Source organism: Microbacterium algihabitans, from assembly GCF_032464975.1.
Classification (GTDB): Bacteria; Actinomycetota; Actinomycetes; order Actinomycetales; family Microbacteriaceae; genus Microbacterium; species Microbacterium algihabitans.
This window is the reverse complement of the sequence record NZ_JAWDIU010000003.1, coordinates 218,785-243,036: the sequence shown is the minus strand read 5'-3', so window position 1 is coordinate 243,036 and position 24,252 is coordinate 218,785. Positions and strand designations below refer to the sequence as shown.

32 protein-coding genes are annotated in these 24,252 nt (G+C 68.9%); 16 read left to right on the top strand and 16 right to left on the bottom strand.

Annotation, left to right across the window (positions count from 1 at the left end):
• The first annotated feature begins 21 nt into the window (after positions 1 to 21).
• Genes RWH43_RS10815 through RWH43_RS10805 form a run of 3 tightly spaced genes read left to right on the top strand, consistent with a single transcriptional unit; the run spans position 22 to position 3,177 of the window.
• Positions 22 to 468, top strand: coding sequence for a PLDc N-terminal domain-containing protein (locus tag RWH43_RS10815; protein WP_144832481.1), 447 nt, complete (start codon positions 22 to 24; stop codon positions 466 to 468).
• A 3-nt stretch (positions 469 to 471) separates the two neighbouring features.
• Positions 472 to 2,265 carry a 2-succinyl-5-enolpyruvyl-6-hydroxy-3-cyclohexene-1-carboxylic-acid synthase gene (gene menD / locus RWH43_RS10810; protein ID WP_316001480.1) on the top strand — a complete coding sequence of 598 codons (1,794 nt, stop codon included), beginning with the start codon at positions 472 to 474 and terminating at the stop codon, positions 2,263 to 2,265.
• Between the two features lie 54 nt (positions 2,266 to 2,319).
• The gene (locus RWH43_RS10805; protein ID WP_316001479.1) at positions 2,320 to 3,177 is read left to right on the top strand and encodes a PPK2 family polyphosphate kinase; all 858 of its coding nucleotides are present in this window, start codon (positions 2,320 to 2,322) and stop codon (positions 3,175 to 3,177) included.
• 1 nt (position 3,178) lies between these two features.
• Here RWH43_RS10805 and RWH43_RS10800 read toward each other — a convergent pair whose 3' ends face one another.
• Positions 3,179 to 4,393: an isochorismate synthase gene (locus RWH43_RS10800; protein ID WP_144833107.1), complete on the bottom strand. Its 1,215-nt coding sequence runs from the start codon at positions 4,391 to 4,393 to the stop codon at positions 3,179 to 3,181.
• Between the two features lie 273 nt (positions 4,394 to 4,666).
• Between RWH43_RS10800 and RWH43_RS10795 the strand changes: the two genes are divergently transcribed.
• From RWH43_RS10795 to RWH43_RS10765, 7 genes are all read left to right on the top strand, one after another.
• The gene (locus RWH43_RS10795) at positions 4,667 to 5,230 is read left to right on the top strand and encodes a DUF402 domain-containing protein (RefSeq protein WP_144832490.1); all 564 of its coding nucleotides are present in this window, start codon (positions 4,667 to 4,669) and stop codon (positions 5,228 to 5,230) included.
• 66 nt (positions 5,231 to 5,296) lie between these two features.
• A complete protein-coding gene (locus RWH43_RS10790; protein ID WP_230705186.1) occupies positions 5,297 to 5,959 on the top strand; it encodes a class I SAM-dependent methyltransferase in 663 nt (220 codons plus the stop codon).
• A gap of 64 nt (positions 5,960 to 6,023) precedes the next feature.
• Positions 6,024 to 7,085, top strand: a complete 1,062-nt coding sequence (locus RWH43_RS10785) for a polyprenyl synthetase family protein (RefSeq protein WP_396652415.1) — start codon at positions 6,024 to 6,026, stop codon at positions 7,083 to 7,085.
• Positions 7,086 to 7,124: 39 nt separating this feature from the next.
• Positions 7,125 to 8,498, top strand: a complete 1,374-nt coding sequence (locus RWH43_RS10780; protein WP_230705034.1) for an FAD-dependent oxidoreductase — start codon at positions 7,125 to 7,127, stop codon at positions 8,496 to 8,498.
• A gap of 199 nt (positions 8,499 to 8,697) precedes the next feature.
• On the top strand, positions 8,698 to 9,660 hold the full coding sequence (locus RWH43_RS10775) for an alpha/beta hydrolase (RefSeq protein WP_144832499.1): 963 nt from the start codon (positions 8,698 to 8,700) through the stop codon (positions 9,658 to 9,660).
• A 20-nt stretch (positions 9,661 to 9,680) separates the two neighbouring features.
• Positions 9,681 to 11,384 (top strand): AMP-binding protein, encoded by a 1,704-nt coding sequence (locus RWH43_RS10770; protein WP_154097301.1) that lies wholly within the window; start codon positions 9,681 to 9,683, stop codon positions 11,382 to 11,384.
• A gap of 47 nt (positions 11,385 to 11,431) precedes the next feature.
• Positions 11,432 to 11,572, top strand: a complete 141-nt coding sequence (locus RWH43_RS10765) for a hypothetical protein (RefSeq protein WP_176786349.1) — start codon at positions 11,432 to 11,434, stop codon at positions 11,570 to 11,572.
• A 14-nt stretch (positions 11,573 to 11,586) separates the two neighbouring features.
• Here RWH43_RS10765 and RWH43_RS10760 read toward each other — a convergent pair whose 3' ends face one another.
• The 3 genes from RWH43_RS10760 to RWH43_RS10750 form a co-directional block, all read right to left on the bottom strand.
• Positions 11,587 to 11,724, bottom strand: a complete 138-nt coding sequence (locus tag RWH43_RS10760; RefSeq protein WP_187358461.1) for a hypothetical protein — start codon at positions 11,722 to 11,724, stop codon at positions 11,587 to 11,589.
• 14 nt (positions 11,725 to 11,738) lie between these two features.
• The gene (locus RWH43_RS10755) at positions 11,739 to 12,380 is read right to left on the bottom strand and encodes a dihydrofolate reductase family protein (RefSeq protein WP_230705036.1); all 642 of its coding nucleotides are present in this window, start codon (positions 12,378 to 12,380) and stop codon (positions 11,739 to 11,741) included.
• 70 nt (positions 12,381 to 12,450) lie between these two features.
• On the bottom strand, positions 12,451 to 13,572 hold the full coding sequence (locus RWH43_RS10750; RefSeq protein WP_316001478.1) for a YihY/virulence factor BrkB family protein: 1,122 nt from the start codon (positions 13,570 to 13,572) through the stop codon (positions 12,451 to 12,453).
• 532 nt (positions 13,573 to 14,104) lie between these two features.
• Between RWH43_RS10750 and RWH43_RS10745 the strand changes: the two genes are divergently transcribed.
• Entirely contained in the window at positions 14,105 to 14,695 is a 591-nt protein-coding gene (locus tag RWH43_RS10745) for a 2'-5' RNA ligase family protein (protein WP_316001477.1), read from the top strand.
• Between the two features lie 242 nt (positions 14,696 to 14,937).
• The gene (locus RWH43_RS10740) at positions 14,938 to 15,162 is read left to right on the top strand and encodes a hypothetical protein (protein WP_316001476.1); all 225 of its coding nucleotides are present in this window, start codon (positions 14,938 to 14,940) and stop codon (positions 15,160 to 15,162) included.
• Positions 15,163 to 15,610: 448 nt separating this feature from the next.
• Here the strand turns inward: RWH43_RS10740 and RWH43_RS10735 are convergent, their stop codons facing one another.
• Positions 15,611 to 15,742: a hypothetical protein gene (locus tag RWH43_RS10735; RefSeq protein ID WP_262346270.1), complete on the bottom strand. Its 132-nt coding sequence runs from the start codon at positions 15,740 to 15,742 to the stop codon at positions 15,611 to 15,613.
• Between the two features lie 96 nt (positions 15,743 to 15,838).
• Here RWH43_RS10735 and RWH43_RS10730 point away from each other — a divergent pair, with 96 nt between their 5' ends.
• From RWH43_RS10730 to RWH43_RS10720, 3 genes are all read left to right on the top strand, one after another.
• Complete coding sequence (locus tag RWH43_RS10730; RefSeq protein ID WP_316001475.1) at positions 15,839 to 16,033, top strand: hypothetical protein; 195 nt, start codon at positions 15,839 to 15,841, stop codon at positions 16,031 to 16,033.
• A 103-nt stretch (positions 16,034 to 16,136) separates the two neighbouring features.
• Positions 16,137 to 16,346, top strand: a complete 210-nt coding sequence (locus RWH43_RS10725; protein ID WP_230705040.1) for a hypothetical protein — start codon at positions 16,137 to 16,139, stop codon at positions 16,344 to 16,346.
• A 312-nt stretch (positions 16,347 to 16,658) separates the two neighbouring features.
• Complete coding sequence (locus RWH43_RS10720) at positions 16,659 to 16,865, top strand: hypothetical protein (protein ID WP_316001474.1); 207 nt, start codon at positions 16,659 to 16,661, stop codon at positions 16,863 to 16,865.
• A gap of 479 nt (positions 16,866 to 17,344) precedes the next feature.
• Here the strand turns inward: RWH43_RS10720 and RWH43_RS10715 are convergent, their stop codons facing one another.
• Positions 17,345 to 17,575 carry a helix-turn-helix domain-containing protein gene (locus RWH43_RS10715; protein ID WP_316001473.1) on the bottom strand — a complete coding sequence of 77 codons (231 nt, stop codon included), beginning with the start codon at positions 17,573 to 17,575 and terminating at the stop codon, positions 17,345 to 17,347.
• A gap of 106 nt (positions 17,576 to 17,681) precedes the next feature.
• A complete protein-coding gene (locus tag RWH43_RS10710; protein ID WP_316001472.1) occupies positions 17,682 to 18,161 on the bottom strand; it encodes a hypothetical protein in 480 nt (159 codons plus the stop codon).
• 85 nt (positions 18,162 to 18,246) lie between these two features.
• On the opposite strand from RWH43_RS10710, the gene RWH43_RS10705 reads away from it, so the two are divergent.
• Positions 18,247 to 18,978 carry a hypothetical protein gene (locus RWH43_RS10705; protein ID WP_316001471.1) on the top strand — a complete coding sequence of 244 codons (732 nt, stop codon included), beginning with the start codon at positions 18,247 to 18,249 and terminating at the stop codon, positions 18,976 to 18,978.
• Positions 18,979 to 19,050: 72 nt separating this feature from the next.
• Here the strand turns inward: RWH43_RS10705 and RWH43_RS10700 are convergent, their stop codons facing one another.
• The 9 genes from RWH43_RS10700 to RWH43_RS10660 form a co-directional block, all read right to left on the bottom strand.
• The gene (locus tag RWH43_RS10700; RefSeq protein ID WP_316001470.1) at positions 19,051 to 19,296 is read right to left on the bottom strand and encodes a hypothetical protein; all 246 of its coding nucleotides are present in this window, start codon (positions 19,294 to 19,296) and stop codon (positions 19,051 to 19,053) included.
• A complete protein-coding gene (locus RWH43_RS10695) occupies positions 19,296 to 20,057 on the bottom strand; it encodes a RelA/SpoT domain-containing protein (RefSeq protein ID WP_316001469.1) in 762 nt (253 codons plus the stop codon). Before RWH43_RS10695 ends, RWH43_RS10700 begins: the two co-directional genes overlap by 1 nt.
• A gap of 100 nt (positions 20,058 to 20,157) precedes the next feature.
• Positions 20,158 to 20,325, bottom strand: a complete 168-nt coding sequence (locus tag RWH43_RS10690; RefSeq protein ID WP_316001468.1) for a hypothetical protein — start codon at positions 20,323 to 20,325, stop codon at positions 20,158 to 20,160.
• Positions 20,325 to 20,489 (bottom strand): hypothetical protein, encoded by a 165-nt coding sequence (locus RWH43_RS10685; RefSeq protein ID WP_316001467.1) that lies wholly within the window; start codon positions 20,487 to 20,489, stop codon positions 20,325 to 20,327. The genes RWH43_RS10690 and RWH43_RS10685 overlap by 1 nt, the downstream gene beginning before the upstream one ends.
• 261 nt (positions 20,490 to 20,750) lie before the next feature.
• The gene (locus RWH43_RS10680; RefSeq protein WP_316001466.1) at positions 20,751 to 21,023 is read right to left on the bottom strand and encodes a hypothetical protein; all 273 of its coding nucleotides are present in this window, start codon (positions 21,021 to 21,023) and stop codon (positions 20,751 to 20,753) included.
• On the bottom strand, positions 21,020 to 21,910 hold the full coding sequence (locus RWH43_RS10675) for a hypothetical protein (protein WP_316001465.1): 891 nt from the start codon (positions 21,908 to 21,910) through the stop codon (positions 21,020 to 21,022). The genes RWH43_RS10680 and RWH43_RS10675 overlap by 4 nt, the downstream gene beginning before the upstream one ends.
• A gap of 21 nt (positions 21,911 to 21,931) precedes the next feature.
• On the bottom strand, positions 21,932 to 22,948 hold the full coding sequence (locus tag RWH43_RS10670) for a major capsid protein (RefSeq protein WP_316001464.1): 1,017 nt from the start codon (positions 22,946 to 22,948) through the stop codon (positions 21,932 to 21,934).
• A 15-nt stretch (positions 22,949 to 22,963) separates the two neighbouring features.
• Positions 22,964 to 23,371: a helix-turn-helix domain-containing protein gene (locus RWH43_RS10665; protein ID WP_316001463.1), complete on the bottom strand. Its 408-nt coding sequence runs from the start codon at positions 23,369 to 23,371 to the stop codon at positions 22,964 to 22,966.
• Positions 23,368 to 24,219 (bottom strand): DUF7341 domain-containing protein, encoded by an 852-nt coding sequence (locus tag RWH43_RS10660; RefSeq protein WP_316001462.1) that lies wholly within the window; start codon positions 24,217 to 24,219, stop codon positions 23,368 to 23,370. The genes RWH43_RS10665 and RWH43_RS10660 overlap by 4 nt, the downstream gene beginning before the upstream one ends.
• Positions 24,220 to 24,252 lie beyond the last annotated feature (33 nt).

Below are 24,252 nucleotides of genomic sequence, written 5' to 3'. Positions count from 1 at the left end.
CGACGCACGTAGACTCGGGTCATGGCACGGTTGCTTCTCATCTTGGCGCTCGTGGCGACCGTCTTCTGGGTCTACACGATCGTGGATTGCGCCGTGCAGAATCCGTCCCGCCACCGCGGTGTGAACAAGCCCGCGTGGTTGGCGATCGTCATCCTGCTCCCCGTCCTCGGCGGCATCCTCTGGTTCCTGATCGGCCGCGGACGTGCGACGAACACCGTGGTGCGACGTGCCCCCGACGACGACCCCGAGTTCCTCGGCCGCATGACCGCCTCGGCCCGTGCCGAGCAGGACGAGCGCATCCGCCGTCTCGAAGAGGAGCTGGCGCAGCTCGACTCCGAGGCCGACGACCCGGCTCCGCCCCAGAAGGCGACCGGTCAGGGCGAGACGCCCGAGAAGGGCTCCGGAGCCCCCGGCACCCCCGGAACCGGCGACGACGACACCCGCGGTCAGCGCGGCGCCGTCGGCTGAACCGTGGTCTGCGACACCGTGCGTTCCGCCGCGCCCGCCACCGATGCCGCGGCGGCCCTGCTCGCCGGTCTCGTCTCGCGTGGCGTGCGCCACGTCGTGGTCAGCCCGGGCTCGCGCTCGCAGGCCCTGGCCCTCGTCGCCGCCGACCTCGAGCGCGCCGGCCTGATCGAGCTGCACGTGCGCATCGACGAACGCGTCGCCGGCTTCACCGCCCTCGGCATCGGCCGTGAGACCGGGATCCCCGCCGCGGTCGTCTGCACCTCGGGCACCGCGGTGGCCAACCTGGTGCCCGCCGTGCTGGAGGCCCACCACGCGGGGGTGCCGCTCGTGCTGCTCACCGCCGATCGCCCGCCTGAGCTCCGCGGCGTCGGGGCCAACCAGACCACCCGTCAGCCCGGTCTCTTCCGGTCCGCCGTGCGCTTCGAGGCCGATCTGGCCGTGCCCGAGCTCGTCGACGACGACGGGTCGAGCGAGCAGAGCATCGCCCTCGACGCGGTCGCCGCCGACACGCTCGCGGCGGCCCTCGGCGAGGGCTCCCGCGCGGCCGGGCCCGTGCACCTGAATGTCCCCTTCCGCGAACCCCTCGCGGGGGCGTCTCCGTCATGGCTGGCGGAGCGGGCGGCATCCGGGATCATCGCCGAAGCCGTCGCGGCCGACGAGTCCGGCGAGGACGACGGATCCGGTGCCCTGTACCAGGGCGGCGGGGGCATCGGTGAAGCCGATGTCGCGCCCGACGCCGAAGGCCCGCACCCCGTCGAACTCGGGCTGCGCACGATCGTCGTCGCCGGCGCCGACGCCGGAGCGGCCGCCGAGCAGTTCGCCCACGACGGCGGCTTCCCGTTGGTCGCGGAGATCGTCAGCGGCGCGCGTTTCGGCCGCCAGATCGTGCACGGCTACCGCGCGCTGCTCGACGACCCCGAGCTCGGCGGACGCATCGAACGCGTCGTGGTGTTCGGTCGGCCCACCCTCAGCCGCCAGGTGACGCGTCTGCTCATGCGCGACGACGCCGAGGTGCTCGCCGTGCGCGGACCGGGTGAACCCATCAACCTCAACGGGTCGACGGTCGCGGTCGACGCGGTGCGCGTGGGCGACGGGGCCCCCGATCGCGAGTGGCTCGGGGCGTGGATGCGCGCCTCGCGCGCGCACCTGGTGGATCTGTCTCCGCCCGCCCCCGACGCCGACGGCCTCGCCTCGGCCGTGCCGCACGAGCGTCTGGGCGCCTTGAACGCCGAGGTCGAGGTCATGCGCGCCCCCGTCGATCGCGCCGCTCTCGTCGACGCCCTCTGGCGCGCGAGCTGGCCGCACGACCGGCTCGTCTTCGGGTCGTCGCGCATCGTGCGCGTGGCCGACGAACTGCTGGGCGGCAAGAAGGTCGCCGTGCACTCCAACCGGGGGCTTGCGGGCATCGACGGCACCATCGCGACCGCGACCGGGATCGCCCTCGCGAGCCAGGTCGACGATCGGCCCGGCGTCACCCGTCTGCTGCTCGGCGATCTCGCCTTCCTCCACGACATGGGCGCGCTGATGCTTCCCCCCGGCGAGCACGAGCCGCGCCTGCAGGTCGTGGTCGGCAACGACGGCGGCGGCACGATCTTCGACGGACTCGAGGTCGCCTCGGTCGCAGGCGACGACGCCATGACGCGCGTGCAGTACACCCCGCACACCGCACGCCTCGAGCAGCTCGCCCTCGCGTTCGGCTGGGAGTACCACCGTTGCACCACGCGCGTCGCGCTCGACCAGGTGCTCACCGCCCCCATCGGTGGTCGGCAGCTGATCGAGGTCCCCCTTCCGCGCTGAGTCCGCTCCGTCAACGGGTGGCGATGATCCCGGATGCCGCGGCAGCATGACCCCATGAGCTCGAAGAACCGCTGGTCCACGCCCGCCGCCGCCGCCCTGAGCGTCGAGCCCGGGTTCCGCCTCGCCGACGTCGACCCCCGTTCGACCCCGGGATACGACGGCGACAAGGACGACGGGAAGGCGGACCTCGAGGCCGGTCGCGCCCCGCTCGAGGCTCTGCAGGAGCGCCTCTTCGCGCAGAGCGTCGCGGGCACGGCGACCGGATCGGTGCTGCTCGTGCTGCAGGCGATGGACACCGCGGGCAAGGGCGGCATCGTCCGTCACGTCGTGGGGGCCGTCGACCCGCAGGGGGTGGAGCTCGCCTCGTTCAAGAAGCCGACCGCCGAAGAGCTCGCGCACGACTTCCTCTGGCGCATCGAGAAGAGGCTCCCGGATGCCGGGCGTATCGGCGTTTTCGACCGCTCGCACTACGAGGACGTGCTCATCGGCCGGGTGCGCTCGCTCGCCCCCGCCGACGAGATCGAGCGGCGCTACGGCGCGATCGTGGCGTTCGAGGCGCAGGCCGCCGAGATGGGCATCCGCGTGGTCAAGGTCATGCTGCACATCTCGAAGGACGAGCAGCGCGAGCGCCTCGCCGAACGGCTCGACCGCCCCGACAAGCACTGGAAGTACAACCCGGGCGACGTCGACGAGCGCGAACTGTGGGACTCGTACATGGACGCCTACCAGGTGGCGATCGAGCGCACGTCGACGCCCCTGGCGCCCTGGCACGTGGTTCCCGCCGATCGCAAGTGGTACGCCCGCCTCGCGGTGCAGCGCCTGCTCATCGACGCCCTCGAGCAGATCAACCCGCAGTGGCCCGCGGCCGACTACGACGTCGAGGCGGAGAAGAAGCGGCTCGCCGCGTCGTGACTCAGGCGAGCGCCTCGACGATGGGGCGGAACTTCACCCGCGTCTCGAGCAGCTCCGACTCGGGCACGCTGTCGGCCACGATCCCGGCGCCAGCGTAGGCCGTGATCGGTGCGGTCGGCGAGGAGGGGGCGGACCGGTCGATCTGCGCACAGCGCAGCGCGATCGCCCACTCGCCGTCGCCCGAGGCGGCCGTCCACCCGACCGCGCCGGCGTAGCGGCCCCGGTCGAAGGGCTCGAGGCGGCGGATGACGTCCATCGCCGCCGGAGTCGGGGTGCCCGCCACCGCGGCCGTGGGGTGGAGCACCCCGAGCAGGTCGAGTGAAGAGGCGTCTTCGCTCAGCACGCCCTCGACGTCGGTGGCGAGATGCCACACGTTCGGCAGCTTCAGCGTGAACGGCTGATCCTCGGCCGCGAGCGACGAGGTGTGCGGACCGAGCGCCTTGAGCACGCTCTGCACGGCGAAGCGGTGCTCGTCCTGGTCTTTGGTGCTGCGGGTGAGGCCGATGGCCGCCGCCACGTCGGCGTCGGCGTCGCCGCCGCGCGCGACCGTCCCCGCGAGCACCCGCGCCGAGACCGTCCCGTTCGACACCGTCACCAGCGTCTCGGGGCTCGCCCCGATGAGTCCGTCGACCGCGAAGACCCAGCAGTCGGGATAGCCCTCGAGCAGCGACCGCACGAGCCGGCGCAGGTCGGAACCCGCCGGGATCGTGCCCGTGATGTCGCGGGCGAGCACGACCTTTCCCACCTCGCGCCGGCCGATCGCCTCGATCGCCTGGCGCACGGCATCCTGATACTTCTCCGCCGTCTGGCGGCCCGGGCCCAGCGTCGCCGACCAGTGCGGACCGAAGGGCGAGCGCGGAGGCAGCTCGGGCTCGGGCTCGTCGGGGGTGTCATCGAAGGCGAGCCGCGTGACCCACGCCCGTCCGCTATGGCGGCCGACGATCATGCCGGGCACGCGCAGCACGTTCTCGCGCTCGGACTCGGGGTCGAAGACGAACGATCCGAACGCCACCAGACCCGAACCGGGCAGCTGCACCGGATCGTCGACCTCGGCGGCCGCGGCGATCGCGCGCCAGCGCTCCGAGATCGTGGCATCGCCCGGCTGCGCGCCCGTGTAGCGCAGGGTCAGCAGGTCGCCGAAGGCCGCGAGCGACTCCCCGCGACGGCTCCAGAACAGCGGGTCGTAAGGGGTGGTGTAGGCGAGCACGTCGTCCATGGGGGGCAGCTCGCGCGTGACCACGCGCAGGCGCGGCACGACGTCATCCGCGGGTTCCAGCACGCCTGCCAGCGTAGACCCGCACTCGCCGGCCCGGAGGTGCACGGCATCCGGATGCTACGGCGTCGAGGCGACGGGGCGTGCACGACGCAGGAGATCGCGCCGTCGGCCGGCCCACGCTGCTCCCCGGAGACGGGAGGGCCGTGGAATTCCTGCGTTGTGTCGGGATGGGGATGCGCCGACCCCCGTCGGAGCGCGTTTTAGACTCCGAACATGAATCCTCGACCCGCACCCGGCACCCGGCTGATGTTCGAGTGGCGCAAATGGGACGGCTCCCCGCACTGGGTGCAGGACAGCGTGTACCTCGGCTCCGACGCCTGGGGCGAGTGGTTCGGCCAGCAGGTCGGGTGGCGCAGCGCCCGCCCGGGCGCGGAGTTCGTGTGCCGTCAGCCCAACGTGACCCTCGTGCCCGCGAGCGGCGACTGGGCGTTCACGCACAACGCCGACCCCCACCCGGTCGCGGTGTACATCGACCTGGCGTGGGACATCCGCTGGCACGACGACGGGGTGCCCCGCGGCATCGACATGGACCTCGACGTGGTGCGCCGTACCGACGAGCGGGGCACGTGGATCGACGACCGCGACGAGTGGGACGAGCACCGCGTGCGCTACGGCTACCCCAGCGACATCGTGCAGCACCTCGACGCCACCGCGAGCGACCTCGAGCGCCGCGTGCGCGAGCGCGAGGCGCCGTTCAACGACGAGGTCACCGGGCCGTGGCTGCACCGGCTCGCGGCTCTGGCAAGCCCCGGCGACGACGCGGTGGAGCCCGCCTAGACTCGACGGGTGAGCAGCGACCCCAACCGCGCCGACCTCGGTAAAGACCCGCAGCGCGTCAGCGGCATGTTCGACCAGGTGGCGGCAGCCTACGACCGCACCAACTCGGTGCTGAGCCTCGGCAACGACCGCTTCTGGCGCGTCGCGACCCTGCGCGCCGTCGCGCCGCAGCGGGGGGAGCGCATCCTCGACCTCGCCGCGGGCACCGGCACCTCGTCGATGGCGTTCGTGCCGAGCGGGGCTCATGTGGTCGCGGCCGACTTCTCCAAGGGCATGATCGCCGAGGGGCGACGCCGCCACGGCGACGTCCCGAACCTCGAGTTCGTGCAGGCGGATGCCACCGACCTGCCGTTCGCCGACGGCGAGTTCGACGCGGTGACGATGTCGTTCGGTCTGCGCAACGTCAACGACCCCCGTCGCGCGCTGCGGGAACTCCGCCGCGTCACCCGCCCCGGCGGGCGCATCGTCGTGTGCGAGTTCTCGCACCCGCAGTCGCGCGCCTTCAACAGCCTGTACCGCTTCTACAACGGCCGGGTGCTGCCCGTCGTGGCCAAGGCCGTGAGCTCGAACGCCGAGGCCTACGACTACCTCAACGAGTCGATCCGCGACTGGCCGAACCAGCCGACGCTCGCGCAGTGGATGCGCGACGCGGGATGGGACGAGGTGGCCTACCGTAACCTCACGTTCGGCATCGTGGCCCTGCACCGCGGGATCAACCCGGGCGTCTGAGCCCACTGTCAAGCCGTCAAGATACCCGCGACGGCCCGCGACCGCGCCAGGATAGGCTGAAACCGTGACCCCGAGACCGCACGCGGCAGGCTCGCGCCTGTCCGGCAAGATGGGCCTGAGCGACCGCATCTTCGCAGGCCTGCGTTCGCGCACCCTCCTCAGCACCGTCGAGGCGGGGCTCGCCCGGGTCGAGAGCGAGCTCGAGGGCGAGGTGCGCAGCGCCGACAAGCTCGCCGACGTCACCGCCCGCTACCTCTACGAGGCTGGCGGCAAGCGCGTGCGGCCCATGCTCGCGATCCTCACCGCGCAGCTCGGTCAGGGCACGACGAAAGAGGTCGTCGAGGTCGCCACGGCGCTCGAGCTCACGCACCTCGGTTCGCTCTACCACGACGACGTCATGGACGGCGCCGACAAGCGCCGCGGCGTCCCCAGCGCGCAGACGGTCTGGGGCAACAACATCGCCATCCTCACCGGCGACCTGCTCTTCGCCCGCGCGAGCCAGCTGATGGCCCGCCGCGGAGAGCGCGCGATCCAGCTGCAGGCCGACACCTTCGAGCGCCTCGTGCTCGGGCAGATGCACGAGACCGTGGGCCCGCAGGAGGGCGACGAGCCCGTCGACTTCTACCTCAAGGTGCTCGCCGACAAGACCGGTTCGCTGATCGCCGCGGCCGCGCAGTCGGGTGTCATCTACTCGGGGGCTCCCGAGGAGTTCGAAGAGCCGATGGTCGTCTTCGGCGAGAAGGCGGGCGTCGCCTTCCAGCTGCTCGACGACGTGATCGACCTCTCGCCCGACCCGTCCGAGACGGGCAAGGTGCCCGGCACCGACCTGCGCGCGGGCGTTCCGACCATGCCCTACCTGCTTCTCGGTCACCGCTCCGACACGGCATCCGCCGATCTGCGCGCGCGCATCGACGAGGGGCAGGAGCGCATCGCCGCCGGCGCCGACCCGTCGATCCTCGACGCGCCGCTCGCCGAGCTGCGCGACCACGAGACCACGCACGAGACCCTGAGCCTCGCGCACCAGTGGTCGCAAGAGGCGATCGACGCCCTTGCGCCGCTTCCCGACGGCGCCGTGCGCGAGGCGCTGACGCGCTTCGCCCGCGCCGTGGCCGACCGCTCGGCCTGACCCTTTCCACCCCCCCCCGATCGCGATCGAGAGGAACCCATGACGAAGCTGCGCCTCGCCATCGTCGGAGCCGGCCCCGCCGGTATCTACGCCGCCGACATCCTGCTGAAGTCCGAGCGTCAGTTCGACGTCTCCATCGACCTGTTCGAGCAGCTGCCCGCGCCCTACGGTCTCGTCCGCTACGGCGTCGCCCCCGACCACCCGCGCATCAAGGGTGTCGTCACGGCCCTGCGCGAAGTGCTCGACCGCGGCGACATCCGCATCTTCGGCAACGTGCGCTTCGGCGAGGACATCACCCTCGACGACCTCAAGAAGCACTACAACGCGGTCATCTTCTCGACCGGCGCGATCCGCGACGCCGACCTCGACATCCCCGGCATCGACGCGAAGGGCTCCTACGGCGCCGCCGACTTCGTCAGCTGGTTCGACGGCCACCCCGACGTGCCGCGCGAGTGGCCGCTCGAGGCCGAGTCGGTCGCCGTGATCGGCAACGGCAACGTCGCCCTCGACGTGACCCGCATGCTGGCCAAGCACGCCGACGACCTGCTGCCCACCGAGGTGCCCGACAACGTGTACCAGGGGCTCAAGGCCTCGCCGATCACCGACGTGCATGTCTTCGGTCGTCGCGGTCCCGCCCAGGTGAAGTTCACTCCGCTCGAGCTGCGCGAGCTCGGCGAGCTGCGCGACGTCGACATGGTCGTCTACGACGAGGACTTCGACTACGACGAGGCCTCGAAGACCGCGATCGAGACCAACAAGCAGGTCAAGGTCATCGACCGCGTGCTGCAGCAGTGGCGCACCCGCCCGGGCGTGAACAACGCCGGGGGCGAGGCGTCGCGTCGCCTGCACCTGCACTTCTGGGCGAAGCCGCTCGAGGTCGTCACCGACGACGAGGGCCGGGTCTCCGCCTTCCGGTACGAGCGCACGAAGCCCGACGCCGAGGGCGGGGTCGTCGGCACCGGCGAGATCCGCGAGGTCGCGATCCAGGCGATCTACCGCGCCGTCGGCTACTTCGGCTCTCCTCTGAAGGACATCCCCTTCGACGAGCGTCACGGCGTCATCCCCAACCACGAGGGCCAGGTGCTCTCGGCCGACTCGAACTCGCGGATGCCGGGTCTGTACGCGACCGGCTGGATCAAGCGCGGCCCCGTCGGTCTCATTGGGCACACCAAGTCGGATGCCATGGAGACGGTGCGCCACGTCATCAACGACCAGGCCGAGTGGTGGCGCCCCGAGCACCCCGAGGAGGACGCCATTCCGGCTCTGCTCGAGGAGCGTGGCGTGCGCTGGACCGACCTCGACGGCTGGCACCGCCTCGACGAGCACGAGGTCGCCCTCGGTGCCCCGCACGAGCGCGCGCGCATCAAGGTCGTGCCGCGCGACGAGATGATCAAGATCTCGCGCGGCGAGTAATCCTCCCCGCTGAAGAGCCGCCACGTCATGTCGACGCGGGCGGCTCTTCTCGCGCGGGCGGCGGTACCGAACTCCGGAGATTCGGCCGGTGCACCCCCTTGAACCGGCTGCGCGGGCCCGTTCGACGCGAGACATCCGGAGTTGGGCACGGGCAAGCCGGGCCGGTGCCTCAGGAAAACGCCCGTCGTAGGCTGGGGCGATGGGGGAGTGGCGACCGGACATTCTCGGCGACGGGTTCGAGCAGCAGACGCTGCCGCTGGGCAGCGATGCCGAGGGCGAGGTCGTCGCCACCCTCGTCCGCTCCCGTCCCCATGCCGGCGCCCGGCTGTTCGGCGCCCTGCGCGAGGTCGACGTGCTGTACGTGCACGGCTGGTCGGACTACTTCTTCCAAACCGACCTCGCGCGTTTCTTCACCGACCGCGGGGCGCGCTTCCACGCCCTCGACCTGCGCAAGTACGGCCGGAGTCTGCGGCCCGGCCAGGCGCCGGGCTACGTCGCCGCCCTCGACGTGTACGACGCCGATATCGCGGCTGCGCTCGAGGTCATGGGCACGTCCGCCGAGGGGCGACGCCTCGTGCTCCTCGGCCACAGCACGGGCGGCCTCACCCTCACACTCTGGGCCGCGCGGCATCCGGGCGTCGCCGACGCTCTCGTGCTGAACAGCCCGTGGCTCGAACTGCAGCTCGGCCCGCTCGCGCGCCAGGCCCTGGCGCCGATCGTGCAGGCGCGCGCCCGCTTCGACCCGCTCGGCACTCATCCGGTGGTCGACCTCGGCTTCTACACGCGCGCCCAGCGCGATCTCGGCACTCTCCCCGACAGCCCCGAGGGGTGGCGCCCGGCGCAGGGCTTCCCGACCCACCCCGGCTGGCTCGCCGCGATCATCGCGGGGCACGCGCGGGTGGCATCCGGAGTCGACGTCGGCTGCCCGGCGCTCGTGCTTCTCTCGGCGCGTTCGACCCCGGCCCTGTCGTGGAACGACGCGATGCGCGCGACCGACTCGGTGCTCGTCGTCGACGACATCGCCCGCGCCGCCACCCGCATCTCGAGCACCGTCACCATCACGCGCATCGACGGGGCCCTGCACGACGTCTTCCTGTCGGCTCCGGATGCCAGGGCTCGGGCCTTCGACGCGCTCGATGCCGGCATGAGAGGTCTAGCGTAGAACGCGTTCGAAGGAGCTCCATGACCCCCACCGCCGCGTCCGCGACCGAGCACTACCGCGCCGCTCGCGACCACCTCCTCGCCGTCCGCTCCAACCCCGCCGCCGCCGCGGACTTCTCGTGGCCGCAGTTCGAGGGGTCGTTCAACTGGGCGATCGACTGGTTCGACCCGATGGCCCGCGGCAACGGCGACACGGCGCTCATCGTCGTCGACGACGACGGCACGCACCACGAGCGCACGTTCGACGAGCTCGCGCGGCGCTCCGACCAGGTCGCCGCGTGGCTCGAGACGCGGGGCGTCCGCCGCGGCGAGACCGTGCTGCTCATGCTCGACAACCAGGTCGAGCTGTGGGAGGCGATGCTCGGCATCATGAAGCTCGGCGGCGTCATCGCCCCGACCACGACGGCGCTCGGCTCGGTCGACCTCGCCGACCGCATCGCGCGCGCCGAGATCCGCCATGTCGTCGTCGGAGCGACGGATGCCGAGAAGTTCGACGACCTGCCCGAGGGTCTCGGTCGCATCGTCGTGGGCGGTTCGCACGCGGGGTGGGCGACCTACTCGGACGCCTTCGCCATCGAGGCGGAGCCCGCTCGGCATCCGGGCACCACCGCCGACGAGCGCCTGCTGCTCTACTTCACCTCGGGAACCACCTCGAAGCCCAAGCTCGTCGAGCACACGCACTCGTCTTACCCGGTGGGCCACCTCACGACGATGTACTGGCTGGGGCTGCAGCCCGGCGACGTGCACCTCGCCATCAGTTCGCCCGGGTGGGCCAAGCACGCGTGGAGCCTGTTCTTCGCCCCGTGGATCGCCGGGGCGACGGTGCTCGCCCTCAACTACTCGCGTTTCTCGGCGGAGCGCCTGCTCACGGAGCTCGAGAACGACCGCGTCACCACCTTCTGCGCGCCGCCGACAGTGTGGCGCATGCTCATCCAGGCCGATCTGACCGGGCGTCGCGGGTCGCTGCGCGAGGTCGTGTCGGCGGGCGAGCCGCTCAATCCCGAGGTGATCGCCTCGGTGCAGCGCGCGTGGGGCCTCGACATCCGCGACGGGTACGGGCAGACCGAGATGACCGCGGTCGTCGCGAACACCCCCGGCGCCGACCTCGTGCCGGGCTCGATGGGGCGGCCGCTGCCCGGATGCCCGGTCGTGCTCGTCGACCCGGTGACGGGCGAGCGCACCGACGAGGGCGAGATCTGCATCGACCTCGCCGAGCGACCCGTCAACCTCATGACCGGGTACGTGGGCGACCCCGAGCGCAACGCCGAGGCGTTCGCCGACGGGCTCTTTCACACCGGCGACGTCGCGCGACGTGATGAGACGGGCAGCATCACCTACATCGGCCGCACCGACGACGTCTTCAAGGCGTCGGACTACAAGATCAGTCCGTTCGAGCTCGAGAGCGTGCTGATCGAGCACCCGGCGGTCATGGAGGCCGCGGTCGTTCCCGCACCCGACGAGCTGCGCCTCGCCGTGCCAAAGGCGTACATCGTGCTCGCCGGCGGTCACGAGGCGGGCGAGGAGGTCGCCCTCGACATCCTGCGCTTCGCGCGCGAGCGGCTCGCCCCGTTCCAGCGCGTGCGCCGCGTCGAGTTCTTCGAGCTGCCGAAGACGATCTCGGGCAAGATCCGCCGCGTCGAACTGCGTCAGCGCGAAGAGGCGGTGTTCCGCGGAGAGGTCGACTGCGTGGAGTGGACGGATGCCGCGCTGCGGGGCGATCGCTGACGCGCAAGCCCCTCGCGGTCGCCGTTTCCGCGTGTGAGCATCGATCCATGGAAAAGGATCAGAAGCAGCCGTTCGAGAACCCTTCCGTCGACGACGACAGCGACATGCCCTCGCTGATGGAGGAGCGCAACATCGGTCGCGAGACCGAGCGCGAGATCACCCAGATGATCAACGGCATCGAGGGCTGACAGGCCCCCGCGACTCACACCGGCTCGGTCGTGCGGATCAGTCCGCAGTTGACGCACGACCACGCGACGAGGAACCGCTCATCGTCGAGGATCTCGAACCGCAGGGGGTCGCCGCACGTGGGGCACATGAGCGGGTTGAGGGGCTGATCCATCGGGGTCTCCGCGCTCACCGCGCGAAGGTGACGTGCACGACGCCGCTCTCGGCGACCTCCGAGGTGACGGTGTAGCACTCGTCGAGGTTGCGCAGGTCGTCCCAGAGGCGGCCGCCGCGCCCCAGGATCACGGGGCGGACGGCGACGTGCAGACGGTCGACGAGACCCGCAGCCAGCGCGGACCGCACCGTCGACAGGCCACCGCCCACCCGCACGTCCGCGCCGTTCGCGAGATCGGTCGCCCGGGCCACGGCATCCGTGATGCTCTCCGACGAGAACTCGAAGCGCGTGCCGTTGGCGAAGGAGAGGGGTGCGCGCTCGCGGTGCGTCAGCACGATCACCGGCACTTCGAAGGGAGGCTCGTCACCCCACCAGCCGCGCCAGTCGGGGTCGTCGGGGAAGGAGTGCAGGCCGAACATCGCCGCGCCCATCACCTCGGCGCCGATGCCCTCGAAGTACGCCGCGGCGTAGCGGTCGTCGACGCCGGTCGTGCCCGCGCCGGAGGTGTCGCGGAAGACGCGCTCGCGGAACGTCTTCGTCGCCATGTAGTCGGCGACGAGCCGGCCCCAGTCCTCGCCCATCGGGTTCTCGGGGGTGGGGTCGGCGGGCATCGCGACGCCATCGAGCGAGATGTTCAGATCGACGCGGACGGCCATGGCGTGCTCCAAAGGTGGTGGGGAGGCGCAACCGAGGTGCGCGTTCGCAGACGATGCTAGCCGCGCGCCCTCACTTGCGCCGCAGCTGCCACCAGCGTCGGCGACGCTGGGGCGCGGGGCGCTCGACGGCCTCGGGGGCCTCGTCGCGACCGGCGTCTCGACGGATGCGGCGGCCCTCGGCGATGTCGGCCTCTTCCTTCTTCTCCCGCTTGTCACTCTGGCGGGTGTCGCGGGGCGGAAGCTGGATGTCGGTCGCCGCGGCCATTCCGGCCTGGAGCTGACGACCCCGCTCGAGCTCCGCGTCGAACTCGGCGCCGAAGAGGAGTGCGAGATTGGCGATCCACAGCCACAGCAGGAAGACGATCACGCCGGCGAGTGAGCCGTAGGTGCGGTCGTAGTTCGAGAAGTTCGCGACGTAGAAGCCGAATCCGGCGGTGGCGGCGGCCAGCACCACGATGGCGATGATCGCGCCGAGACTCAGCCACCGGAACTTCGGCTGCTTGGCGTTCGGGGTGGCGTAGTAGAGCACCGCCACGAGGAAGACGGTGACCAGGAGCATGACCGGCCATTTCGCGACGTCCCAGGCGACCTGCACACCCTCGCCGAGTCCGAGCGCCTCGCCGATCGCGGTCGTGACCGGGCCGCTGATCACGAGTCCGAGGGCGACGAGCACGAGGGCGACGACGGCGGTCAGGGTCACGACCAGCTGCATCGGGCGCAGCTTCCAGAACGGTCGACCTTCGTCGATCTCGTAGATGCGGTTCATCGCGCGGCTGAAAGCTCCGACGTACCCGGAGGCGGACCACAGAGCGAGGACCGTTCCGCTGATGAGGGCGAACCCGGCGGCCGGTGAACCGGCGATCTGCTCGATGGGGCCGGCCAGCGTGTCGGCGGCGCTGGGCGCGACGTCGTGGACGATGCCGATGACGGCCTCCGCTGCGGCATCGCCCTGGCCGACGACGCCGAGGATCGAGAAGATCGCGAGCAGCGCCGGAAACAGCGCGAGCACGGCGTAGTAGACGAGGGCGGCTGCGGCGTCGGTGCACTGATCGGCACTGAACTCGCGCAGCGTCTTGCGCAGCACGTACTTCCACAAGCGCTCGTGCAGGTCGGTGGGTGAATCGGGCTTGCGGCCGTCTTCGGGATCGTCGGCGTCAGTGCGGGTGTCCCGCTCCAGGGTGTGCTTGGCCATCTCGACTCCCGCGGGGATGCCCCGTGTTTCTGCGCTCCGCGTCGTTCGCGGCCGCTCCGGGGGTCTGCGGGCCGGATGCCGTTTCGCGTCTGCCCCTTGCCGGGATGGGGCTACCGGCGGTAACGCCCCGGGCACGGGGGATGTCGACCCTCTGCTCGGGTCGCCGCGACGCGCGTGCCCTTGCCCGCGGTGGGCTGGATGGGGGCGTCGCGCGGCAGCGGAACGAGGTGTGGGAGGTCCCGGCGAGCCTGAAGACTCATGTCGCGCGTATGAGCAGGTCTGAATTCGAGGTGAAACAGCTGATCCTGATCGAGCTCCGGCGGCTTCGGCCCCCACCCACTGGCGGCAGTACTCCACACCCCCAGCCCCCAAGTGCTGCCTGAGCTCGGCCCGTGCTGGCAGTTCAAGGCAGGCGGCCATCGGCTAGCCGACAGAGGCGGCCCCTGGTTTGTGGGGCGACGTCTGAAACAAGCAACACATGAGGTGGTTGCGGCAGGTAACGTCGGCTAACTTGCGAGACCGGAGGCGCCAGATGTCCACCCCGTACATGACGGAACCCGTGCAGTTGGAGTCGCTCCAAGGCCAGCAGTATGTGGTCCTGCGCCCGGACGAGTCTGTGGCCGCCCTTTACAGGAGCGAGCAGTCCACGGTCTTGGCGCGGCTTCCGGATGGGACGCCACACCCGAACACGGGGCACGTCACGCTTCGCGGTTTCTTCGAGCCGGAGCGCGTGCACGTCCTCAGGGAATTCGTCGCCTCCTGGGCCAGCTCGCAACCGCCGATCGAGTTGAGTGTCGACGCGATCGACGGGTTCCCGCCGCCGTTTCAGGTGCTGGTCGCCCGTCTCGAGCGGACGAGCTCGTTGACGGGCGCCTACCGGAGGCTGACCGAGGTCCTTGATGCGACCGATTTTCGCCGCATTGGAGAACTTCCGCTCGAAGAGTGGATCTTTCACCTGTCACTTGCATACGCGCGTTCGCTCGACGAGCGGGCCTGGGCCGAGCAGCTGGAGGCGAGTAGACGTGAGGTTCCATCGCGTCCGTGTGAGCTTGTCTTCTCCGTCGACTTCGTCTGGTACGACGGCGACGGAGAACACATCGACACTTTGCCGTTGCGGCAATGAAAGTCGGGTCTAGGTAGCTTGGAATGGCCGTCGGAGGGGAGGCGAAAAACCCTCCGGTGGTGACGCCGCAGCGTTGCCGACGGGACTGGCCGCAGATCGGCGCCCCCCATCCGGGCGCTGCGCCCTGTGTCTGAGCGCAGCGGGTGTTCCCCGACGCTGGGCCCCTCTCCGTGCTGGGTCAGTCTGTCGAGTCGCATTCCGTGGTGCAGGTGATGGTTGACGCTGGGGCCTACGATGCGAGCATGCGGGACATCACTCAGCCGCCCGACGCTGACCGGCGCAGGCGGACTCTCGTGCGGTCGACGGTCCTGCATGGCGTATCAGCGGTTGCGATCGCGGCCGTGCTGATACTCGCGGCGACCATGGAAAAGCCGATAATTCCGCTCATCGTCGGGGCGAGTGTCCTTTTGCTGATGGATGTGGCGTGGTTCATTTGGGGGTTGCAGCGGATGAAGAACAGGGACTGACGCCGTGGAGTGGTTGGAGAAAGTTGGCAACAGGTCCTGGTTCTGGGCGGTGCTGCTTCTGTGCATGGCGCTGTATGCGTCGGGCCACATCGTCTCTCTCGTTGTCGACGGGCCTGGGCCCGCGCCGGCACTGGGTCTGATGGGCAATGCGCTGCTCGCGGCCGTCTGCATCGGCCAGCTGATCCGTGTTCGTCGCCGCGGCCGACGTAGCGACGGGTAGGGAGGGACTTACTCGTCGCCGCCTCGCGGCTTCTGCTGTTTCCAGAGGAACACCCCGGCAAGGGTTCCGATCACCACCAGACCGAGGGCCCTCCACGAAAACGTTCCGACGACAGCCGACTGGATCGCGAACGTCAGCCCCACGACCACGACGGCGCCGACCAGGATTGCGACTGCCCATCGCCGGCCGTTCATGGCCGACGTCGCAGCTGTGTGCCAGAGATGTCACTCATTTGCCGCGGGACTTGCGGCGCAGGACGAGGGTGATGACGAGCGCGGTAATCAGCGCGGCAATGACGATCACGGCGGCCGCGCCCGCGATTTCGTAGATGCTGAAGGGGAGAAGCGGGTTGCGCACCATGCTGGCCAACATAGCGTCGACGTGATTTCAAGTACGACGAGCGCCGACGTTGGCGGCGCTCCTGGTTCCGCGGGCTCCGCGGATACGATCAGCGGCATGCAGCTGTACGTCGGCCTGATGGCGACCGGACTGTTCTCGTTCGTCGGTGCACTGATACTCGTCGCTGTATTCCGTGACCGCGGCGGAGTCCCGCAGAACAGCGGACGCTGGTGGCTAGTGGTTCTGATGGGCTGTGGCGGGGGTTCCCTATTCGCGATGGGCGCCGCGAAGTGGCTGTCGTCGGTGCTCTGACACCGGCGGCGTCAGGGGCGGAATCGGTATTCGATGCCATGGGGTTTTCTCTCTCAGTGTCGACCGTCCGCTCAGGCCGACCCGGCGCAGTAGTGTCGGGCCAGTGAAGCGTGTGCTCGGATCGGAGGCGTTGTGGTGGTGGGCGCTGCCGGTTCTCGCGCTGGGAGCGGTGATTTGCGTCGCCGTGCTCGCTTCGAATGACGCGAGGGGGTACGCATGGTTCTTCCTGACCGTCTGCGTCGCCCTCATCGGTAACTGCATCCAGCAGCTGACCGCCATTCGTCGGCGGAAGCGGGTAGCGGCGCAGGAGTGACGCGCTGCACGGGTGTCGGAGGCTGACGCGCAAGCCCACGGCGCTAGGCGAACCTCCGCGGGTACGTTGGGCGCATGAGCGTAGACGCGCGACCGCGACGTGGCCTGTGGTGGGCGGTACTGATCCTGGGGATCCTCGCCCTGGTGGCCGCGGTAGCCGGCGTCGTGTTCATGGTTGTGAGCGGGTCATTCCGCTTCGGAACGATCGCGTCGGTGATCGGGTGTGCCGGCGGCGGGGTAGCGTGCTTCAGCGCCGCGTGGTCGGCGCTGAAGGCGAGTGACTCGAGAAATGCGATCGCTGCGGGAGGTCGCGTTGACCGATGACACCTTCGCTCCCGACATGGAACTGATGCGTCGATCCGCAGCGGTCACCATGTGGATTCTCGCCGGCGCCGCTCTGCTGACCGGGCTCGTCGCCGGGGTTCTGGGGCAGGGCTGGGGCTGGCTCGTACTCGCTGTCGGCGTCGTTCTCTTGCTGCTGGCGATCTTCCTGTCCAAGCCGGTCAAGAAGAGAGCCTGACTGGCTCGCGAGTCTCGGTCGACGGCGAGGCGACCGCGGGGCCCTGCTCGAGCGCGACCACCCGCGACGGACAAGACGAGAGCGGCGACCGCGGGCCCGTTCGGCCGCGATCGCCGCTCGCGATGACTTCTCGCAGACCACGGGCGGGGCACGCCCGTTCTGCGGCGAGGATCAGCGGTAGTTCGTGAATCGGTAAGCAATGACAGTACATGATTGTGCATGTTAGAAAAATATCTCTGACCGGGACTTATTTGGTTGTGCTTGATTGTGGTCACTTGCCTCGAATGGAGCATGCTGCGGACTTTTTGCGGACTGCGGCGAGCTCTACGAAACTCTTGAACCCGCTTGGAGGGGGAGCCACCTCCCCGGCGTTCCGAAGGGGTGTGCACTGAGGGGGCATCGCCCCACCCCCTACGGCGCCGCGTGGGGGCGTGCGCGCCGCGCTGACAGCGGTCCACTGAGGTCTCGCCCCTTCGCCCCTACCCCGGTTGCGAATCGCCGTGAGACTTGTTTGTCCCGGCGCGTAGGTGCTCGATGAGGTCGGCCTTCATGATGAACCAGGTCGATCCGATCTGGTAGCCGCGGATAGTGCCCTCCTTGAGCCAGGAGTAGACGGTGCGCGTGGTGACGCGCAGCTTCTTCGAGATGTCGGTCGGGCTGAGCGTGTCCGGCGCATCAGCGAACAGAGCGTCTAGGGCGTCGTCGGTCACCCCACAAGGCTACCTACGCGAGCAACAGATTTCGGGAGCACGAGCTGCAGCGCGAACGGTAGCTCCCGGATACCGGGGCCATCGTCGTTCGCAGCCGTTGTTGCGTTCACCCTTCGGCTGCGATGGCCGGGTACGGGTCGGCGGGGGTGGGCAGGAGCAGTTTGATTCGCGCTGGGTTCCAGAACACGATGGGCACGGTCGGCTCATCAGGCCACCGGCTGAGATGGATGGTGTCTGCGGGGTGTCCCACTCGCACGTACAGCTCGAAGGTGCGGGCGATGCGGTGCGCGGTGTCGTTCAAGCCGGCGAGGTTTCCGTACGAGCGAGCGGCGGCGTCGAGGTAGGGAGCGGTGACCATGACGCTCACCAGTCGTTGTCCGGGGGCGCGGTAGAAGGACCTGTTGTGAAAGGGGTCGGAATCTAGTGAGCGCGCCGCTGATTTGAAGGCGGTGCGTCGGGCGTCGACGAGCGCCATGAGGGGATGCGCCAGGTCGACGGGGTGGGAAGTCGTGGTGAGGCCGTTCAGGTCAGCCCACCGTCGCTGCATCCAGTCGCCGTTGTACCGGTCTACGTTGCGGACACTCATGGCCCCACGTTACATGCGGGCGGGCCTTGCTGATGGGCGCCGCCGGGTGTCTGCGCTGAGGGGCCCACCGCGTTAGGTTGACGATGTGGACGAACCCGCTTGCCCTACCGCGCCGCAGTCAGTTTCGTGTCAGCTTGAGCATGTCGCTCGTGCCCTTTCCGATCGAGACACGTACGACTGGATTCTGCTGGTGGTGACGATTGTCGCGTCCCTAGCCACACTGGCCGCGGTTGTGGTGGCCGTGGTCACATCGGTGCACGCCACGCGTGTGGCGCGAGAATCCAACAGGCTGGCCGCACGAGCGATCAGCGCAGAGCAGGAGCGCCACAAGGAGGGCCTCGCACGGGCCACCGTCGACTCCCGCCGCCGCGCGGGGTACCGCATCACGGGATGGCACCAGGAATCATCGCGTGCGCTATTTATGCACTGGCTAGCCGTTCGAGAGGGCGAGCGCCCGCGAACGTTCAGCAATGACGAGACGGCCTACCTAACCGGCTGGACTCTAGGCAGGGAGCTAGAGGCCGATGGGCATCCTCACATGGTGCCGCTCATGCAGCTGCTTCGTATGTCGATGTTGATCTCGCAGGCCGCCGCAGACAAGGCAGCAGAAGACCCCGCCCCCACAGTCATGCACCGAGCACGTTGGCAGCTCGAAGAGGCCATCCGGCTCTGGTGGCGAGAACCAGATCAGCACCCATCACTTCTCGCCACCTTCCAGAGCCTGGACGAGCGGTCAGCAGAGGAGTTTCCAGATGCCGCCTACGGCAGGATCTGGGAGCTGAGGATACGTCGGGCGCTCGAGGCCGACAGCCTCTGATCGCCGCGCTGGACCGAGTGCGGAAACGAGAGACGGCCCCCGTGGTGTGCGGGGGCCGTCTCTCGTCGTGGGTCAGGAAAAAGACAGGTCCGCAAGCATGTCGTCACGCTCGTGCGAGAAGTAGTGCCCGTGCGTCTTCATGATGGTCTGGATGCTGTCCGAACCAATCAGGACAATCTCGTAGTTCGAGTCTCCTGCGTGAGCCGCTTCGGCTTCCGCGTAGGCCTTAGTAGCGCGCTTGGAGTCGGTGAACTCGTGCTGCTCAAGGAGCCGCTGCTCGGAGTGGCTATACGCGAGAAGAAAATGAACGGTAGCCATTAGCTTTCCCCTCTACGGACGAAGAACCCCTCACTGACGACGGCGTTTTCTGCGGCTTGCAGTTGCTGGGCCAGTTCAGGGGTTGGTGTGGTGTTCGTCTCTTGAAAGTAGAGCATAGCGCCCATAGCTGTGAAGTACTCCAGGAGGGATTGCGCACCCTTCCCGTCTTTGAGAGAGGTTCCGAGGCGGGAGTCAGTCTGTTCGATCCGGTTGGCCCACACCTGCTGCCGGCGAGTGCGCACCTGAATCTCGACGCGCCGTCCTTCCTTCTCGATCACGTAGTGCCGAGCTCGATACCCGGTCGCCTTCGGATCGTCCACGTAGTCTCTGGTGCGCCTGATCGAGTGACCCCAGCGGCGCTCGATGTGAGCGCATAGGGCTTCTTGCTCCCTCAGGCCTGGCACGACGGCGCGAGTACCACCGATGTCTTCCAGGCGTGCGAGGTTGCTGCTCCCCATGTTCGCGAGCTTGCGCACGATACGAGGCAGCCGCTTCAAGCGCTGTGACACAACGGGCGTGGTGCCCAAGGTCGTGTTCACGAACTGACGAAGCCCCACGGACGTGATGCTCAAAGGTTTCTGGTGTGCGGCGCGAAAGTCATCGACGAGCTGTGTCGCGTACGCCATCTGATCGGCGTCGTAAGCCTCGTCGTACCCCGTCGAGTCGTCGAGCGCCCGGAGGCGGTGCAGACGCGCGAGGTAGTCTCCGCAGCGGTTGATTTCGCTCTTGCTGACCTTTGGCATCTCGCGGTACTCAGGCACGTTGGCGAGCGTACCGAAAGACCGTGACCTGGGACGTCAGGCACCGCAATGACCGTAGGTGCCCTGGCATTGTGGGGTGGTGCGCGTTCCAGCTCGCTCGTTATGTCCCCCAGAAGGGCATCGTGTTGGCCCGCAGGGCGAGGGCGTGGATGTTGCCATCTGAGTCGATCAGCAAGCGGTACCCGCCGTTGCGGGTGAGCCTCTGCCACGTTCGATACACATCTTCGGGATCGTCGTGGTAGGTGACGCCGAGACCTTCGTTGGCCACTAGAGCGCTCCTGCGTCGACGCCGAGGCGGTGGGCGTGAAGGTTTCCGCTCGCGTCGACGTACAGGTTGTAGCCCCCGTTGAGGCAGAGAGACGACCAGGACGCACGCACACTTGCCGCGGTGTCGTGGTAGGTGATGTTCAGGGGCGGCGGTGCGTCAGCCATGGGCTACTCCGTTCGAGGTGGGCGCGGTGCAAATGCTGCTTCCGTGCGGGGCTTTTTGAGCGTGCGTGGTCGCGCAGGCGCTGGGATGGCGGGGGTTGGGTGCCCCTGGCGCGAAGTTTTTGATTCCGGCGCGCATCGAAGCCACCTCCCCGACGGTCCGGGCGACTGGTCGCCCTTGGGGGCATCCCCCCACCCCCTGAGGCCTCTCGGGAGCCCTGAGAGACGCGCTGACGGCCTCACTGGTCGCGCGGGTGGCAACGGTCACTGATCCGTCTCCATGTCCAGCAGGCCGGCGCGCAGGGCTACGGCTGCGGACTCAAGCGCGCCCATCTGTGACCACGTGTCGACCATCGCGTCGACGAACGTCTGCAGCAGCGCTTGCGTCGCGGTGCGTTCGCCGCGCGGGTCGCTCATCAGCTCGTCGAAGACAGAGACGGCTTGTAGTCCGTCGCTCTCAATCTTCGCGAGGCAGAGGCGCGCGAAGCGGGACTGCTGCTCGGGGGCTTCGACATGCCAGTCCTTCGGTCCGGTCACCGGTTGTCCTTCCGGTAGGAGGCGAGAGCGTTGGTGACTTCGGCCAGGCGGAAGCTGTCGCTGGGGCGGTCGAGGATGAGGAGGTTACGGGCGTGTGCGTCGATGAGTTTGGCGATCGTGGGGACGTAGGGATTGGCGCGGGTGGCGATCCACAGGAGGTAGCCGTAGCGGTCGTCGCTGGCGAACGTGGCCGACTGGGGCCGTCGCCAGGGGAGACGCCGCATCTTGGCCAGCCACTTGCCGTGCGCTTCGTCCTCGGGCATCCGCGCCTCGCGGTTGGCCGCGATGGTGCGAGCTTCGCGCCAGGCGTCCTCAGTGTCGAGAGCGTCCCGGAGGTAGCCGGACATCGACAGAGCAGCCGTGTCGGGGGCCTCGTCGCGATCTACCAGGGTGAGGGACAGATGCCGCTGAACGCGTCGAATCTCGGCGTACTCGTCGCACAGCGCCTCTCCATGCTGCCACTGCTGCACGCGTCCCTCAGCGATCGCCTCTTCGGCCGTATCGGGCACGGTGTCCCCGAGCTCGCGCACGCGCTGCATGAGGTCGCTGAGCACGCCGTGGAGGTACGTGAGTGCCGGTGCCACGGCTCCCGCCGTGAGCGTGCGGTTGCCGCCCTTCTGGGAGCCTGACGCTCGCGATCGAAGGTCGGCCAGCACGGTGTTGTGAACGCCGACCATCGTGTTCTCTGTGTCGAGGGCGATCGCCGCGGCGAGGATGTCGTCGAGTGTTCCCGCGGCGAGCGCTGCGGTGTAGGTGTGGGAGGCCGATCGTTCGTCCATGCGGTCGGCGAGCTCGTTGACCAGGTTTTGGTATCGAGCGGGCGCGGTGTCGGGGTCTGTGGCTCCCTGTACGTGGGCGAGTGCTGCGGTTTCGATGTTGCTGCGCATTTGATCGACCTCCCAGTCGGTTCAGGCGAGCACGGTCGCGGAGAGCGACAGATCGGCGTTGGCGAGGACGGGCAGGTTGATGGAGTCGCCGGTGACTTCTGCGATGAGCGGGGGCTTCTCGGCGCGGTAGACGCCGGTGACGATGCCGGGCATCTCTTCGGCGTCGAGGTCGTAGCGTTCGTCGGTGGCGGTGAGGGTCTGTCCCCAGAAGGTTGCGCCGAGCTCGGTGCCTTCCCAGTCGTTCGCGTCGACGGGGGCGGGGAGCAGCATGAGTTTGCGGCTGTCGAGGACGCGGCCGGAGCCGGTGCGGCGGTCGTAGCGGTACAGGGGCGGGAGGCCTACGCCGTCGATGATCGCTTTCACGTCGTCGAATGCGGGCGGCCGGCTGATGCCGTTGAGCAGCTGCGTTTTGAACTGCTTACCGGCGGCGAGGGCCTTGTAGACGGGGGCGGGCATGAGGATGCTGCCGGGGTCGACGCCGTTGACGTCGCGGTACTGGTCGACGAGGAATTCGAGGAAACCGATGCGGTCGACGTCGGGGTCTGCCCACAGGACGGGGGCGGTGACGTCGTTGGAGGGGGAGCGGCCGAAGTTGTCGTCGCTGGCGAGCTCGGGGATGGTGGCGCGGCCGCTGTTGAGGACGATGCCGCGGAGGCGTTCGGCGCGGTCTGCGATGGCGTGGACGACGCGGCGGGTGGTGTTGAAGATGGACTTTTCGAGTGCTGCGTCGCTGGAGTTGCGGTTGCGGATCTGGTCGTACTCGCTGACGATCTGCGTTTCGGAGAGGGCGGGGAGTTCGAGGATGACTCGCTGGCCGCCGCGGCTCTTGCCGATGTTGGGGGCGGCGTCGTAGGCGCGGTACTTGGCTTCGGGGATGAGGCCGGTCTGGCCCTTGATGAATCGGACGGAGATGTCTGCGACTTCTCGGTTGGGGAGCCACCGGGCGAGGGTGCCCTTGTTCTCTTCGTAGTCTTCGAATGCGGCCCGCGCGTAGCCGGTGAGCTGGGCGGGGTCGATGATGTCTGTCCAAAGGGCCATGGCCCCTCCGTTCACTTAGCCGTGGATGCGGCGGTTTTCGATGAGTAGTTCGACCTCTGTTCGCTGTATCCACCACACCCGGCCGCGTTTTGTGGCGGGCAGGGTGCCGGTGTGGATGAGTGCGAGGACGCGGCGTTCGCCTAGGTCGAGCAGGGCCGCGGCTTGTGCGACGGTTACCCATTCCGACGATGGGGCCGGTTCCGTCGTCGGAATAGCGGGAGTGCGGAGGTCGGAACTCTCAACTGCGAAGTGCCAGCGTTGTGCGACGGCGACGAGGGAGGGGAGCCACTGGGCGAGGACGGGATCGGAGGTCATCGATCCGCGGTCGATGACTTTGAGCAGCCGGACGACGACGGAGCCGGGGAGCAGCACGTGAATGCCGGCGATGAGTCCGGGGTGCCGGCGGCCGTTGTCGTCGCTCATGGGGCGGTGCCTCCGGCGAGCGCGTCCGGTTGCGGGGTGGTGTCTCCGGGGTCGGTGTCGTCGTCGGTGTCGTCGATGCGGGGTGGGGCGAGGCGAATGATGGTGACGGGTCCGTATTGGGCGATGTTGTCTTCGATCGCGATGTGGAGCTCGCGGATCTCCTCGGAAACGTGGATGCCGTGCACGCTGTCTCCGGTTCGGTCGGGGACGATGAGCCCTTCCCAGCGGGCGTCGCAGTGCGCGCAGGCGGCGATCGCGCGGCCGTCTGTGTAGTGGCGGAGGGTGAGGCACTTGATCTGGGCTTTGCCGTTCGCGTCTCTGCGGATGGTGTGGGTGTAGCCGCATGCGGGGCAGAGGGGGTATTCGCGGGTGCGGGGTGGGTCGAAGAGGTCGGAGATTGCAGTGGCCCAGCCGGTGACGCGGGCGGCGTATTTCTCGAGCTGGGCGAGGTTGGTTTCGCCCATGGCGTGGGCGGTGGCAAAGGTCTCGTACCAGTCGGCTAGGAGCTGTTCTGCGGTGCCGGCGGGGGTTTCGTCGGTGGCTGACTCGTAGTCCGCGGCGATGCGGGCTTCGATGGTGCGGAGCAGCTCGTAGGCGCCGACGTTGAGGGGGATGGGTCGGCCGTCGCCAGCGCCGGCCACGGTGCGGCCGGTGCTGGGGCGTGTGGCTTCGCGGAGCTCGGTGATGAGGGGTTGGCGGGTGATGCGGCGAGCGCGGGTGTCGATGCCGGTGAGGTCGGCGTAGGTGGTGACGGTGAGGGTACGGACGGCTGTGCGGATGCGGTTGAGGAGGATGTCGGGGCGTACGAGGGTGCGGATGGTGTCGGAGTGTTCGGGTTCGAGGTTCACGCGGTCTTCCTGTTCCGCCGGGTGGCGCGTCCT